Source organism: Capnocytophaga sp. (genome assembly GCF_030532915.1).
Lineage (GTDB): Bacteria > Bacteroidota > Bacteroidia > Flavobacteriales > Flavobacteriaceae > Capnocytophaga.
Genome location: NZ_JAUNKD010000006.1, coordinates 56452 through 72098, shown reverse-complemented (window position 1 = coordinate 72098; position 15647 = coordinate 56452). Strand labels below are relative to the sequence as shown.

Here is a 15647-nt window from a genome sequence, read left to right as displayed (position 1 = left end):
AAATGAAATTATGAAACGCATATATAAATTAACATTTGCCGTGGCACTTTCAGCGGTGGTTTCGTGCAATGATTTTCTTGAAAGAGAACCGCTTTCCGATGTGTCGCCACAACAATTCTTTTCAACAGAAGCTGATTTGGCAGCCTATACCATCGGTTGCTACCATTTCCCGACACACGAAGGCTGGGGAGCAGGCACGTTTGTCAATGATAACGGAACGGACAACCAAGCCGGTGTAACCGCTTCCGAGCGCTGGAAGAAAGGCGAATGGCGCGTACCTGCCGCCAATACCAAAAACCGACAAGGACACGAAGAAGACAAGGAGGATGAGTTTTCATTCGTAAAAATCAGAAGCATTAACTATTTCCTTGCACAAGCCGAACCCAAAATAACAGCCGGAAAAGTGAAGGGAAATCCTGTTAATATTAATCACTATTTAGGGGAGGCTTACTTCCTGAGGGCTTACGAATACTTCAAAAAGCTCAAAAACTTCGGGGATTTCCCCATCATAACCGAAGTATTGTCCGACGACAAACAGGCACTTATTGCCGCCACCCGTCGCCGACCTCGTAATGAGGTAGCCCGTTTTATTCTCGGCGATTTGGATAAAGCTATCGAGCTGCTAAAACCAAGCCCCGTTGAAAATAAAAACCGAATTAGCAAGGAAGTGGCACAGCTGTTCCGTTCGCGGGTGGCTCTTTTTGAGGGTACGTGGCTCAAATACCACAAAGGAACGGCGAGAGTTCCCGGCGGCGCTAACTGGCCCGGCGCATCGGCTTCGTATCTTTCGGGCTTTACCATTGATATTGATGCCGAAATAAACTATTTCCTGACCGAAGCAATGGCTTCCGCTAAGGCAGTTGCCGAGGGAACGAGCCTAACGCCTAGCAATCACGTGGTGTCCGGAAAAGAAGTCTTCAATAATCCGTACTTTAAAATGTTTGGTGATGTGAATATGGCATCGTATTCCGATGTGCTTTTCTGGCGTGGCTACAATGCGGCACAAAACGGCGGACATCGGGTGATGAATTACATCAAATTGGGGGCTGGTTCGGGCTATACGCGTGGGTTTGTCGATTCGTTTCTGACTATAAACGGCTTACCGATTTATGCCGATGCAGGTTATCAGGGCGATGAAACGCTGGCAAAAGCCAAACAAAATCGTGATGAGCGTTTGCAACTCTTTATGCGTGCGCCGGGTGATTACATTGCGCTGTCGCCAACCGAAGTCGTTGCGGATTATCCCGATTTTTTGATTGTTTCAGAACAGAAATCCGTTACGGGCTACAACATCTCGAAGGGCTTGAACACCAATTCAAACTATCTTGAAACCACCAATTTAACCGAAACGGGCAGCATCGTTTTCCGCTTGTCGGAAGCCTATCTGAATTACATCGAAGCGTCGTACGAAAAGAACGGCTCGCTTGATGCAACGGCACTTGCCTACTGGGGGGCACTGCGCACAAGGGTCGGACTTCCGCAAGACCCCAACGTAACCATTGCCGCAACCGATTTAAGCAAAGAAAACGACTGGGCGAAATTCTCAGCCGGAGTCCTCATCAGCCCGACGCTCTACAACATCCGTCGCGAACGTCGTTGTGAGTTTATCGCCGAAGGAATGCGCTACGATGATTTAAGGCGTTGGCGTGCCTTAGACCAAGTGCAAGATTACCAAATTGAAGGAATGAACCTCTGGGCACAAATGCACAACGAACCTTTTTATAAAAACGCCGACGGAAGCAGCAAGCTCAAAACATTGCCCGACCCGCAACCTAATATGTCGGCTGCGGCGCTGAGTAATTATGTGCGTCCGTATCAGGTGGTAAAGGAAAGTAACGTGTATTACAACGGCTTTTCGTGGACACCAGCACACTATTTAGTACCGATTGCCTACGAGAATTTCCTGCTGACCTCATCAAACGGAAGTGCCGCATCGTCTGAAATTTACCAAAACCCGGGCTGGCCTATATCATCAAACGGAACGCCCGAATAAACCGATAAAAATTTAGGTTAGTATTTGTTTTTAAGAGGCAATGCGTGCCATTTTGCGCATTGCTTCTTTTCTTTTTGGGCATATTCAATCTTTATTCGTATTTTCGCACCGATTTTTCAAATACAAAACGATGAACATCCAATTCAACGCAAACGAAGATTTTAACAAATTACAACTAAGCGAATTGCGCAAACGCCTTGCCCGCGTGAAAATGGGCGGCGGAGACAAAGCCCTTGAAAAACTACGCAGTCAGGGGAAACTCTCGGCACGCGAACGCATTGCATATCTGCTGGATGCGGACAAAGATTTTGTGGAAATCGGAGCGTTTGCCGGTGAAGGAATGTACGCCGAACACGGCGGCTGTCCGTCAGGGGGCGTGGTCGTTGTGTTGGGCTATGTGTCGGGAAAACAATGCGTTGTGGTGGCAAACGACGCTACGGTAAAGGCCGGCGCTTGGTTTCCCATCACGGGGAAGAAAAACATCCGCGCCCAAGAAATCGCTCTTGAAAACCGCCTGCCCATCATCTACTTGGTGGACAGCGCCGGCGTGTACCTGCCGATGCAAGACGAGATTTTTCCCGATAAGGAACACTTCGGAAAGATATTTCGCAACAATGCGATGATGAGCAGTTTAAGCATTACGCAAATCGCCGTGGTGATGGGAAGTTGCGTTGCCGGAGGGGCGTATTTACCCATTATGAGCGACGAGGCGATGATAGTCGATAAAACCGGAAGTATCTTCTTGGCAGGGAGCTATTTAGTGAAAGCCGCCATCGGGGAAGATGTTGATAACGAAACACTTGGCGGGGCAACCACGCATTGCGAAATCAGCGGGGTTACCGATTACAAAGCCAAAGACGATAAGGATGCCCTTGACCGCGTCAAACGCACGATGGCAAAAATCGGGGCGTATGAAAAGGCGGGATTTAACCGCACCGAACCGAAAAATCCGCTAAAAAATCCGCAGGAAATCTACGGAATTCTGCCCCAATCACGAGCCGAACCCTTTGATATGATGGAAATCATCCTTCGGCTGGTGGACAATTCGGAGTTTGACGAGTACAAAGCCGGCTACGGGCAAACGCTCATTACCGGTTATGCCCGCATCGACGGTTGGGCGGTGGGTATCGTTGCCAATCAGCGTAAGGTGGTGAAAACCAAGAAGGGAGAAATGCAATTCGGCGGTGTGATTTATTCCGACAGTGCCGACAAAGCCACCCGATTTATCGCCAATTGCAACCAGAAGAAGATTCCGCTGGTGTTCCTGCAAGATGTTACGGGCTTTATGGTAGGTTCAAAATCCGAGCACGGGGGCATCATCAAAGACGGCGCGAAGATGGTCAATGCGGTGGCGAATTCCGTCGTTCCGAAATTTACCGTGGTGGTCGGCAACTCGTACGGAGCGGGCAATTACGCAATGTGCGGAAAGGCGTACGACCCGCGGTTGATTGTTTCGTGGCACAGCGGAAACATCGCCGTTATGGGCGGAGCGCAAGCCGCCAAGGTGTTGTTGCAAATCGAAACGGCTTCCTTAAAGAAGAAAGGCGAAACGATTTCGGCCGAGCAGGAGACCGAGCTTTTCAACCGCATCAAATCCAAGTACGACGAGCAGATTTCGCCCTATTACGCCGCCGCCCGCTTGTGGACAGATGCCATCATCGACCCGCTCGAAACCCGTAAATGGATATCCATCGGCATCGAAGCCGCCGACCACGCACCCATCGAAAAGCCTTTTAATTTAGGGGTGTTGCAGGTTTGATAAGTGTTGTGAATTAAGCTGTGAGATATTGAGTAGGTGAATCTGCCACAATAAGGATATTATAGCAGAAGAGACAGATTGTGTTGTTAATGGCACAATCTGTTTTTTTTTATGTTAAATTTCAAATTCAAAATTTAACATAAAAAAATATATTGTATGTTTTAAATTTTGTATTTTTGTGTCACATAATCCTAATTCGTAAAAAAATGGAAATAAAAATGTTTTTTACACTGCTGTTACTAGCGGTAATGGGGTGTAGTGGAAGTAGTCAGGTTGCTGATGTGTTGACTGTCAACGGAGAAATTATTTATGAAGGCACACCTGATTCAGGAGGTTGCGGATGGCTTGTTAAAACGACAAGGAATGAATTCTTTGCTATGGAGAATATACAAGAGAATTTTAAGGAGAAAGGTCTTCGGGTTAAGCTGACGTATACCAAAAAGAATGATTTTTTTGTTTGTTCATCGGATAAGAAGTATGAAATTATCATCATTATTAATGTTGAAAAGTTGTAAGGTGTCTACTTCACAAGCACAAATAAGTACAGGTGAAAAACCTTTTCGTTTTTTAAGAAGAAAATTAACTTAAAAATTTAGCAAAAAATTTTTCTTTTTGTTCGTGTTGTTTCGTGTCTTTATTATCTAATTTTAATTCGTGAAAAAAATGAAATCAAACATGTTTTTAGCATTGCTGTTACTGGTGGTAATGGGGTGTGGTAAAATGGAAAAAAAAGCAGAAAATTCGATGTTGTATGGAACTTGGAAGCTCGTTAAGGTTAAGTATAGTGATGGGAGGGTGAGAGAGATTGATACCTTTGTTAAAAAATGTTCTTCTTGTTATATTGTTACTTTTAAAAAAGACAACACTTTCAACGGTGTTACGTGTGCTAATTATATAGAAGGTAAATATTCTACCAATATAGCTCTAAATGAGGTAAAGGTTGAAAGTTTGGGTATAACCAAAATACACGAACCTTTTTGTCCGAATGAACCTTTTGTATTTGAAGGCAAATACACCAATAAAAGGGATACACTACTATTTGTAAATGATACAATAACTACTTATTATAAAAAAATCAAAGCTTTATGAAACGATATGCAATACTACCCGTACTCGTATTTTCTTGTATTGTGGGATATTCACAAATTTCTACAGAAGAGAACCCTGTGAGCTTTCAACGCTGAAAAAGGACTCGGATTGTCATATTCGCCTTATTTGAGTAATTTGGTGGGAGATATGTTTTTGGCGAATGTTTCGTTCTTTAAAAAATTAAAACAACGAAACAGCGCTTGGAGTGCGAGTTTTACATATTTCAATGCAGGAAATATTAATTTAAGTCGGTTTGATGATGAAATATACACCCCACAAGGAACGGAACGCCCACACGAATTTTTTGCTGATTTCGGTTATGCCTTGCGTCTTTCCGAACGCTTTTCGATGGCAGTAACAGCTCGTTATTTACGGTCGGAATTGAGTGTTTATACACAAAATCAACGTAATACGGCGTTTTCATTTGCTTCGGACATTGCCGGATTTTACACCTCTGACCTGATTCCATATATGCATTTTTATGGAAAATATCGTTTTGGTTTTCAAATTGCTAACATCGGGGCGAAAGTTAAATATGCCGATTTCAATAGAGAGTTTTTCTTACCTACAACATTGAAACTTGGTGGAAGTTATGATTTTGTTTTTGACTCCCAAAACACACTTACCCTTTCGGTGGAAGCTAAAAAGTTACTCGTTCCGACACCGCCCAAATACGGATTTACTGACAATAATAACAATGGTAAGCAAGATGCTAATGAACCGACTTTTATCATATCGGGATACGACCCAAACGTATCCTTTTTGAAAGGAATTTTTCAATCATTTTACGATGCTCCTGATGGATTTTTGGAAGAAATGGAAGAAGTCAGTTGGTCAGCCGGAATTACATATACATTTAACGATGTTTTGACCTTAAACTTGGGCTATTTTCGAGAAAATCCACGTAAAGGTTCTCGAAATTTTCTCGCGATAGGAACCGAATTTTTAGCTTTGCGATGTGATATTAGTCTTGCCTATCTGTTTTCGTTCGCAAAAGAAGCTCATCCGCTGGAAAAAGCCCTACGTATCTCAATTGGATTTTGATTCTGTTTTCAAAATTGATTTTTTTGTATTACTTTTGTCTTTTCGCAAGGGAAGTGTACGCACTTGTTTGTCGTGATGCCAACTCAAAAAATTAAACAGATGAAATCACATAAAAATAAAATCGTTACCATCACTACCGTTGGTTTTGCTTTGTTTGCAATGTTCTTTGGGGCAGGCAATCTTATTTTGCCGCCTTTTATCGGAGTAACTGCTGCCAATCAGTGGTTTGTTTCGTTGTTGGGTTTTTTTATCACGGCGATTATCGCTCCCTTTTTGGGTGTTTTGGTGGTAACCAAATCGGGGGTAACCTTTACCGACTTACGCCAGCGGGTACACCCTGTGGTGATTGACATTTTGGCGGTGCTTATCATTTTGTGTATCGGGCCTTTGGTGGCAATTCCGCGTACGGGAGCCACTACTTTTGAGGTGGGCGTTGTGCCTTTTTTTCCGAAACTTGACGGCGGTGTTTTTGCGGTTTTTTTCTTTGTTGCGGTTTTTTTACTGTCGTTTTCAAAAAATAAGACGGTTGAGATTATTGGCAAGTTTTTAACGCCGGTGCTGTTGGTGTCGCTTTTTGCGTTGATTTCTCTGGGAATTTTTTATCCGATAAAACCCGTTGATGCGTCTGAACTGTCGGCTGCTGAGGCTTTTACTTTTGGTTTTGTGGAAGGCTACCAAACGCTTGATGTATTGGCATCGGTGATTTTTGCCGGAATTATCATCTCGGCGGTTGTTAGCAGTGGTTACGTGTCGGTTAAAGAGCGTGTAAATGTAACTATTTCAGCCGGTTTGCTTTCAACCATAGCGTTATTGCTTATCTACGGCGGACTGATTTACTTGGGCGCTACTTCTGATTACGTAACGGCGAGCGGCAAAAGTGCTTCCGAGATTTCCCGAACCGATTTGTTGCTGCATATTTCAACTTCCATTTTGGGGAAATTCGGTACGTTTATAATGGCGGTGGCGATTGCTTTTGCGTGTTTAACCACGGCTATTGCGCTGACGTCGGCAACAGGCTCGATTTTCGAGAAAATGTCAAAAGGAAAGATTCCGTATTGGTTGGGGGTAAGTGTGTGTTCACTGATTTCGGCTTTTTTGTCCGTTCACGGGGTGGATAAAATAATCACCTATGCGGTGAATATTCTTCTGTTTATTTATCCGATTGTTTTTACGCTGATTCTGACCATTTTGCTTTTTGGGAAGTGGATAAAAACCCGATTGCCATTTGTGGGGGCTATTTTGGCAACTACTTTATTGTCAATTATTTCGGTTCTGGAAAATTTAAATGTCAGCGGTTTGAATTCCCTTTTCGAGCTTAAAAAATCGCTTCCGTTGGGCGGTTATCAGTTGGAGTGGCTTTTACCTTCACTCATCACATTTGTGGTTTTTGCTTTGTTTGAAAAGAAAAAACAATAGTCAAGTGCGCTTTTTTGTTATAACAGGCTGTGAAATAGCTGTTTTTTAGTATTTGCGTGCATTGTGACTGAAATTTGTTTTACGAAAAAAGTTTCGTTTCTGTTGGTAAAAATTATTTATTTGAAAGAACTTGTTTTTATTTGTTTTTTACGTAACTTTGCAAACAGAATAATCTTCCGCCGAATTCGGTTTGGCACATCACTTTGCATATAAAATCGGATTTTTTAACAACAACTAAATGACTGATGTTTCTCAAATATTGAATGCTTTAAACACTTCACCCAGTGTTGATTTGCTGCGCCTGCGCAGTAGGGAGCTGATAATCCGGTTTTTCATCACAACATTTGTGAATAAGCAAACGGCGGTGTCATCTGAAAATATTCACAATCAGTTAGTTGATTTTTTGGAAGAACACAACATAGAAACTGATGAAGAGCACGAGTCAAATTCCATTGAAACGTACGAACAAAAAGCCAAAAGAAACATTCTGTTTTGGACGAACAAAGGTTTTTTGACAAACTATTCCGATGAGCAGGGCGAAATTTTTTATGAGCTTTCCGTTCATTCAAGTAGGGTAATCGATTGGTTGTTAAGTTTAAAAAAAGAGGAGTTTGTCGGAACGGAATCTAAATTTAACACGATTCTCAACCAGCTTAAAGAACTGGTAGAGTTCACCAATGAAGATGTTGAAAAGCGGATTGAAATTCTGGAAGAGAGGAAGTTGGAGATTGAACAGCAAATTCAGCGTATAAAATCCGGAGATGACGTGAAGGTTTTCGAAGCGTTTGAAATTGTGCCCCGATTTAATCAACTCAATCAATCAGCAAAAGAATTATTGTCTGATTTTAAAGAAGTTGAAGATAATTTTAAAGAAATCACCAAGCATATTTACCAAAAACACGCCGATGAACAGTTGGCAAAGGGCGACATTCTTGAATTTACCTTTGATGCGCTTGATGCGCTGAAAGAGAGCCAACAGGGAAAAAGTTTTTATGCTTTTTGGTCGTTTTTGCTCAATCCGGAATTGCAAAACAAATGGGAAAGTTTAACCAAAGAGTTGTATAAAACGCTGGAAGATAGGGGGATTCCGGTGAATGATTCGTTCCTTAAAGGGATGAAAAGGCATTTGCATAATTCCGGACAAAAAGTGTACAGAGCCAATGATAAAATGGCTCAGAAGCTCAGCCGAATTATCCGTGAAAACGAAAATTCAAAATCGGAAGCCACCAAAAAAGTAATTCAAGACATCAAAAAACAGTTGGTTGAAATTGGGAAAACTAGCCAAAAACCGAATGTTTCACTTGAATTAGAGTCTGAAATTCAAATATATATCCCGTTTGACCGTAAGCTAACTACCCAACAAAATGAAGAAATCGTTTACACAAGCCAGCCCAAAATTGCCGATGCAAACATTGCCTCGTCCGCTCATTTGCAAAAATTGTTTTCAAGGGTAAGTGTCGATAGAGATGCACTGCGGAAAAATATTAAAAAAATATTGAAAGAAAAATCACAAGCCACTCTTTTAGAGGTGGTTGAAAGTAGTGGCGGACTTCAAAAAGGGCTTCCCGAATTGTTCGGATACATCGGAATTGTGAAAGAATTTAAGCATCTTATCCATTCCGAAAAAACACAAAATATCGTTTTTGACACCCAAAATAAAAAACACATAAAAATCCCCGAAATTATTTTAACCCGATGAATCATTTAGAAGAACATATCAAACCATACAGCAAGGCGATTGTGCGGTTGCTCAGGTCGCCCATTGAACGCAATTCAAACCTTTGGGACGATGTAATTAATTATCAGTCTGAAATTCAGAAATATATTAATCAAATAGGGCTGGAACTCATCGTTAAAAAAGAAGAAGGTTTTGCTTTTGTAAAACAACTTGAAGACAGTGAGGGCAATACGCTCGGTTTGGTGCAAAGGCGGCAAATCGGGTTTGAAACTTCAATTGTTTTGGTGGTTTTGCGCCAAAGTTTGGAAGATTTTGACAGCAATCCAACTCAACTTACCACCGAAAAATTTATAACCGATGTTGAAATTAAAGACGAGTTAATGCTCTTCTTGCAAGAAGGGTACAACAAACTGAAATTTCAGAAAGATTTGGATAAATACATTCGTAATGCGGTGGAACTGGGCTTTTTAAAAGAAGTCGGCAAAAAAGACGGCGAGACAAAATACCGCATTCATCGCATTATCAAAGAGAAGATAACACTGGATATATTACAGGATTTTAAAACAAAATTGCAAGCGTATGCTCAGTCTGTTTAGTACAAGTTCCGACACAGCCGGTTTTAGGCTGCAATATATGGAGGTTTTTAACTGGGGAACTTTTGATGAAAAAGTGTTCAGAATACAACCACAGGGCAATAATTCGCTTTTAACCGGTGCGAATGCCTCGGGCAAAAGTACGTTTATTGACGCACTGCTCACGCTGATGGTTCCGGCAAAGCGCGACCGTTTTTACAACCAATCGTCGGGTGTTGAAAAAAAAGGCGACCGTACCGAAGAAACCTATGTGTTAGGGCATTACGGAAATATTCAGGAAGAAGGAAAAACTTCAACTTCAACGCAAAAACTGCGCTCAACAAACACCTATTCCGTTATTTTGGCTTCGTTTGCAAACGCCAATCAAAAGCAAGTAACGCTCTTTCAGGTGCGCTGGTTTACGGGCAGTAACGAACTCCGCAGGCAATTTGGTATTGCTCATATTCCGTTGGAAATCAGCAATGATTTTAATAAGTTCGATTCCAAAGGAAATTGGAAAAAAATGCTCGACAAAAAATACAATTCCAATTCAAACAAAAAGAAAGTTGAATTTTTGGATGGTCCCAAGGCATACGCACAACGAATGGCAAACCTTTTCGGGATGCGTTCAGTGAAAGCGTTAAGTCTTTTCAATCAGGTAGTTGGTGTGAAAATGCTGGAAGATTTGGATGATTTTATCCGTATTAATATGCTGGAAGAATACACCGAAAACGGAAAAAATTCAGAAGAAGCCTTTATTGAACTTAAAGAGAGCTTTAACACGCTCATCGATGCCAAAACCAACATCGAGAAAGCCAAAGAGCAAATTAAACAACTCATTCCCATTGATGCAATTGCCACCAAACTTGCCCAAATTAATGCCGATTTGCAGCGTTTGGAAAAATCAAGGGAAACAGCCGTTTATTGGTTTGCACAAAAAGGCGTGGCATTGGCAGAAGCAGAGTTAGTGAAATCAAGTAATGAATTACAACGACTTAGAGATGAGTTGCAAGCACTTCGGCATAAAGAAGACGTTTTAAAACAGGAGGAACGAACCATATTCATCGCCATTGAAAAAGATGAGGTTGGCGGTAAGGTCAGAGAATTGGAAAAGGAAATTAAAAATCTTCAAATTTTAAAAAACGATAAAAGCCAAAAACTGGATCGTTACAACAAAATTGCACAACTTATCGGTTTGGATATCAATCCCGACCGGAAAAAATTTTATGCCAATCAGGAAAAAGCCCAAACATTAAAACAAAGCACGCAACAAAAAATGGACGCTGAAACCGAAGGGCTTCGAAGCCTGAAAAATAAAGGTGATGAGCTTGCGCAATTATCTGATAGTTTAGTAGATACCATTCAGACGCTTCGTAAAAATAAAAATAATATCACCGGACGTGAAGCCCAAATACGCGATGAAATTATTGCACACGTAGGGGCAACCCGTGATGAAATTCCGTTTATTGGTGAACTTATCAAAGTGAAGGAAACCGAGTTGGCGTGGGAAGCTTCCATTGAAAAAGTGCTGCACAATTTGGCGTTGCGGTTGGTGGTTCCTGAAAAGTATTATTTTGCAGTAAATCAGTATGTTAATTCAAATAACTTGAAGGGAAGGATTCGGTATGATAAACACGAAGCGCAGAATTATCTTAAAAATCTAAGAACCAGTGATGTAGGTGAGAAGTCGTTAGTCCGCAAAATTGAAATTAAAGCCCAAACAACTTATTACGATTGGATTGAAAATTATTTAGAAAACCAATTTGATTTTGTGTGTGTAGATGATTTACAGGAGTTTAACCGCTATCCTGAAATGGCAATTACGCAAAACGGATTGATAAAATTCAAAAAAGGACGACACGAAAAAGATGACCGCCCGCACATCAACCGAAAAGAAAATTATGTTTTGGGTTGGGACAACACCGAAAAATTAGCCGTTTTAAAAAAGGAATTAATCCATTTGCAAAATGAGCAAACCCAAAACCAAAAAGCAATTGCCCATAAAAATAGTCAATTGAAAGATTTAGAGGCGTTTAAAGATGAATGCCATAACTTATTTTCAATGTTTGATAAACACGAAGAAATTGATTGGCAAACGTATGCCTCTGAAATTCACGAAAAAACCGAAGCAAAAAAAGCGCTTGAAACAACCAATAATCGCTTGAAACAGTTGCAAGAGCAGTTGCTCAAAGTTCGAACGGATTTAAAACAACTTTCGGAAGTTGAACTTGAAAATAAAAATCGAGAAATTTTTCAAATTGAGGAAAATCAAAAAAATATTAAGGTTTCCATAGACCAAAATCAGCAAATTTGCCGGATGTTAGGCGTTGTTGATGTAACTGATTTTGAAGCGCAAAATGTTGATTTACACGAAATTTCATACACTGATTTTGAAGCGAAACGCAAAAGTTTTCAAGACGTGAACCAAAAAACCATTACAGAGCTTGAATATGAAAAGCGCAAAAATGAAGATGAAGTAAAAATTAAAATTAACGACTTTAAACAACCCTCAGAAACTATTTTAAATCAGTTTAAAGATTGGCGTTCCGATGTGCATTCGTTACCCAATTCCACAAATTTGGAACTGATTAGTGAGTACCAAGAAAAATTGCAAACCCTTCAAAAAGACGACCTTCCAAGGTTTGAAACACGATTTAATACCTATCTGCAAGAAACCATCACGCATAAAGTGGGTGATTTCAGAATGTTTTTTGAAAATTGGGCTGATTCCATCAAAGAAAATATCAGGCATTTGAATGATTCGCTCAAAGGAATTAACTTTAAGGAAGGGCAAAAAGGAACATACCTTCAACTCATTGTTCAAAATAAAATAGATGATGAGATAAAAGAATTTCGTAATTTGCTTGAAAAAGCCGTGCCCAATGAGCATCAGATGGATAAAACCCTTGAAGGGCGGGAGTATCACTTCACGTACCACATTTTGCCGTTTATTCAAAAATTGGATACGGAAGAGTGGCGTAAAAAAGTGATGGACGTGCGTTCGTGGTATAGTTATCAAGCCGAAGAATTCAATAAGGAAACGCATCAAAAAGAAAAAACGCATCAGGCAATGGGGCAACTTTCAGGAGGTGAAAAGGCACAACTCACTTACACGATTTTGGGTTCGGCAATTGCTTACCAGTTTGGGCTTACAAAAGAAGGCTTGCAAGCCAATTCATTCCGATTTATCGCCATAGACGAGGCGTTTAAATCACAAGACGAAGACAAAGCCCGTTACCTGATTAATCTTTGTAAACAACTTCATTTACAGTTACTTGTTGTTACGCCCAGTGACAATATCCACATTGTTGAAAACGATATTTCGTTTGTGCATTACGTAGAGCGCAAAGACGAAAAATATTCTTGGTTGTATGATATGCCTATTGAACAATTCAAAGAAGAAAAAAGCAAATATGTCGGTAAATGATTACACCTAAGGAGATTAGAGAAAAATCGGAACGGAAATATTACAACGGCTTTTTGCAGCTATTTATAATGGAAATCCCTTTCGAGCGGATTGTTATTCGCAGTAATAAAACCGCCACGAAGTGGTCATTGCCGGTCTTTGAAAAAGAAATTCAACAAATCGTCAGCCAATCCAAAGAGAAAAAAGGATTTGGTTATACGGTTGATTTTCAAGAACGAAAAGATAAATATTTGGGCAGGCAAGATTTTCCTACGGCAATTTATTTTGATAGCGAAAAAGATTTCCTGAAATTTTTGGGCAAAGAAAAAGAAGTGGCAGCATTTAAAGAAAATGTTACAAAAATTGCCAATGAATTTCCTGAATTGCAACAATGGATGCTTAAAAATCCTAAAAAAATTATTAAGTTTGAAACGAAGTGGAACGATATTTTGAAAGTCTGTCACTACTTTAAAGAAAATCCTCAGCCCAATCGTTACATTAGGGAATTGCCAATAAAAGTCCATACCAAGTTTGTTGAAGAACATAAAACGATAATTCAGGAATTGCTTGATATTCTGATTGAAAGGTACATAAACAAAGCAAGTAAAGATTTTGAAAAAAGGTTTCATCTCAAATGTAATGAGCCGCAAATTCGGTTTAAAATTCTTGATAAATCAATTGCACATACGCATTTTTCGGGTGTTGATGACCTTGCGTTGCTGCTTAATCAGTTTGAAATACTGTGCCTACCTGTTAAAAAAGTGCTGATAGTTGAGAATAAAACAACGCTTTACACCACCTTAACACTTCCTGAAATGAACGGCACGATTGCCATTTTTGGTTCCGGATACGGTGTTTTGAATCTCAAAAATGTGAAATGGTTTCACAATTCAGACTTGTGCTACTGGGGTGATATTGATGTGCAAGGATTTGATATTTTATCACAATTTCGGGCGTATTTTCCGCACACAAAAAGTGTTCTTATGGATAGCGAAACTTTCGATACATTCTTTGAAAATGATTTCGGAACGCCCGCCGATATGCCTGTTCAACTCAATTTAACATCCCAAGAACAGCTGCTTTACACCAAATTACGAAAAAATAATTGGTGTTTGGAACAGGAAAAAATCCCGTTTGATTATGTCAATGCCTATTTTGCCAAAATCGAATGATTTTTTTAGAGGGTTATGACGTTATCTGTTTCTATTTTTGAAATTAATTAATATTTTGATTTTCAGTATAATCAATAATTTTGGATAAAAAGTTTTTTTTTCAGAAAAATATACACTAATTTAGCCACCTTATAATTTATAGTTAAGATTTAATAAAATGGCGAAGAAAGATAGTAAAGAAACAAGTGCAGCCGAAGCAAAAGCAAATGCTCTGAAACTAACACTTGAAAAATTAGATAAAGCATACGGAAAAGGAACCGTGATGCAATTAGGAAATGCCACCGTTGAAGAAACCGAAACATTTTCAACAGGTTCCGTAGGGCTGGACGTAGCTTTGGGCGTTGGAGGATATCCAAAAGGGCGCATCATTGAAATATTCGGGCCCGAATCATCAGGGAAAACCACCCTCACCCTGCACGCCATCGCCGAAGTTCAAAAAGCAGGCGGAACAGCTGCGTTCATTGATGCCGAACACGCTTTTGACCGTATTTACGCTCAAAAACTGGGAGTAGACATCAACACGCTCTACGTTTCACAGCCCGACCACGGGGAGCAAGCCCTTGAAATTGCCGATGCGCTAATCCGTTCAAATGCAGTGGATTTGATTGTTATCGACTCGGTAGCGGCACTTACGCCCAAAAGTGAAATTGAAGGCGATATGGGTGACTCAAAAATGGGAGTACACGCCCGATTGATGTCGCAAGCATTGCGAAAAATAACCGGAAGCGTCAATAAAGCAAATTGTATTGTTATATTTATCAATCAATTGCGTGATAAAATCGGAATAACTTTTGGAAATCCGGAAACCACCACCGGTGGGAACGCTTTGAAATTTTACGCTTCCGTGCGTTTGGATATCCGCAAGGCAGGCGGCGGAACAATCAAAGATTCAGCTGGCGAAATCATCGGAAACCGAACCAAAGTAAAAGTGGTTAAAAATAAAGTAGCGCCTCCGTTTAAATCGGCTGAATTTGACATTATGTTTGGCGAAGGAATCTCTAAAATCGGTGAAATTATTGATATAGGTGTTGATGCCAATATCATTACCAAAAGTGGTTCGTGGTTCAGTTACCAAGACACTAAGCTCGGGCAAGGGCGCGACACCGTGAAAGCCTTGCTGAAAGACAATCCGGAATTAGCCGAAGAGCTTGAAAACAAAGTAAGGGAGTTTTTGAAAAATAACGACGGTGTGATAAAACCGGCTAAAAAAGGAAAGAAAACGGTTTCAAAAGTTGCCGAACAAGAGGCTGATGATGAATCGTATGACGATCATGAATATGATGATTCAGATGAATAAAACACAAAAATGGGCGATTGCATCGCTCATTTTTTTGTGATTTAATTGAATACCCATAGTTTTTTAGATTAGCGATTAATGTTCTGAAAATTAATAGTTTTTCGAATGGATGAAAAACCTCCTTTTAGTGTGCTTTCAAAAAATATTTCATTGTAAATTGATGCGTATTTGTAAAAAATTCGTACCTTTGCTCAAATATAAGTCAAAAAAGAAATCGACCG

General features: G+C 40.3%; 10 protein-coding genes and 1 pseudogene. All 11 read left to right on the top strand.

What is annotated here, in order from left to right; translation table 11 throughout:
- The first annotated feature begins 10 nt into the window (after positions 1-10).
- The 11 genes and pseudogenes from Q4D72_RS03080 to recA all read left to right on the top strand — a co-directional run bounded on the left by Q4D72_RS03080 (position 11) and on the right by recA (position 15426).
- Positions 11-1993, top strand: coding sequence for a RagB/SusD family nutrient uptake outer membrane protein (locus Q4D72_RS03080; RefSeq protein WP_303075950.1), 1983 nt, complete (start codon positions 11-13; stop codon positions 1991-1993).
- Between the two features lie 130 nt (positions 1994-2123).
- Positions 2124-3752 (top strand): acyl-CoA carboxylase subunit beta, encoded by a 1629-nt coding sequence (locus Q4D72_RS03075; protein ID WP_303075949.1) that lies wholly within the window; start codon positions 2124-2126, stop codon positions 3750-3752.
- Between the two features lie 206 nt (positions 3753-3958).
- Entirely contained in the window at positions 3959-4267 is a 309-nt protein-coding gene (locus Q4D72_RS03070) for a hypothetical protein (protein ID WP_303075948.1), read from the top strand.
- Positions 4268-4415: 148 nt separating this feature from the next.
- On the top strand, positions 4416-4841 hold the full coding sequence (locus tag Q4D72_RS03065) for a hypothetical protein (protein WP_303075947.1): 426 nt from the start codon (positions 4416-4418) through the stop codon (positions 4839-4841).
- Between the two features lie 96 nt (positions 4842-4937).
- A pseudogene (gene porV, locus Q4D72_RS03060) lies at positions 4938-5885 on the top strand (type IX secretion system outer membrane channel protein PorV); the annotation flags it as partial.
- 99 nt (positions 5886-5984) lie between these two features.
- Positions 5985-7301, top strand: a complete 1317-nt coding sequence (brnQ, locus tag Q4D72_RS03055) for a branched-chain amino acid transport system II carrier protein (RefSeq protein ID WP_303075946.1) — start codon at positions 5985-5987, stop codon at positions 7299-7301.
- Positions 7302-7539: 238 nt separating this feature from the next.
- Complete coding sequence (locus Q4D72_RS03050; RefSeq protein WP_303075945.1) at positions 7540-9000, top strand: DUF3375 domain-containing protein; 1461 nt, start codon at positions 7540-7542, stop codon at positions 8998-9000.
- A complete protein-coding gene (locus Q4D72_RS03045; RefSeq protein WP_303075944.1) occupies positions 8997-9575 on the top strand; it encodes a DUF4194 domain-containing protein in 579 nt (192 codons plus the stop codon). Before Q4D72_RS03050 ends, Q4D72_RS03045 begins: the two co-directional genes overlap by 4 nt.
- A complete protein-coding gene (locus Q4D72_RS03040) occupies positions 9559-12978 on the top strand; it encodes an ATP-binding protein (RefSeq protein ID WP_303075943.1) in 3420 nt (1139 codons plus the stop codon). The genes Q4D72_RS03045 and Q4D72_RS03040 overlap by 17 nt, the downstream gene beginning before the upstream one ends.
- Positions 12975-14129 carry a Wadjet anti-phage system protein JetD domain-containing protein gene (locus Q4D72_RS03035; RefSeq protein ID WP_303075942.1) on the top strand — a complete coding sequence of 385 codons (1155 nt, stop codon included), beginning with the start codon at positions 12975-12977 and terminating at the stop codon, positions 14127-14129. Before Q4D72_RS03040 ends, Q4D72_RS03035 begins: the two co-directional genes overlap by 4 nt.
- A 157-nt stretch (positions 14130-14286) precedes the next feature.
- A complete protein-coding gene (gene recA / locus Q4D72_RS03030) occupies positions 14287-15426 on the top strand; it encodes a recombinase RecA (RefSeq protein WP_303075941.1) in 1140 nt (379 codons plus the stop codon).
- The last annotated feature ends 221 nt before the right edge of the window (positions 15427-15647 follow it).

Coding starts and splice junctions, on each gene's coding strand:
- Q4D72_RS03080 (WP_303075950.1), top strand. CDS start 11: ATGAAACGCATATATAAATTAACATTTGCCGTGGCACTTTCAGCGGTG.
- Q4D72_RS03075 (WP_303075949.1), top strand. CDS start 2,124: ATGAACATCCAATTCAACGCAAACGAAGATTTTAACAAATTACAACTA.
- Q4D72_RS03070 (WP_303075948.1), top strand. CDS start 3,959: ATGGAAATAAAAATGTTTTTTACACTGCTGTTACTAGCGGTAATGGGG.
- Q4D72_RS03065 (WP_303075947.1), top strand. CDS start 4,416: ATGAAATCAAACATGTTTTTAGCATTGCTGTTACTGGTGGTAATGGGG.
- brnQ (WP_303075946.1), top strand. CDS start 5,985: ATGAAATCACATAAAAATAAAATCGTTACCATCACTACCGTTGGTTTT.
- Q4D72_RS03050 (WP_303075945.1), top strand. CDS start 7,540: ATGACTGATGTTTCTCAAATATTGAATGCTTTAAACACTTCACCCAGT.
- Q4D72_RS03045 (WP_303075944.1), top strand. CDS start 8,997: ATGAATCATTTAGAAGAACATATCAAACCATACAGCAAGGCGATTGTG.
- Q4D72_RS03040 (WP_303075943.1), top strand. CDS start 9,559: ATGCTCAGTCTGTTTAGTACAAGTTCCGACACAGCCGGTTTTAGGCTG.
- Q4D72_RS03035 (WP_303075942.1), top strand. CDS start 12,975: ATGATTACACCTAAGGAGATTAGAGAAAAATCGGAACGGAAATATTAC.
- recA (WP_303075941.1), top strand. CDS start 14,287: ATGGCGAAGAAAGATAGTAAAGAAACAAGTGCAGCCGAAGCAAAAGCA.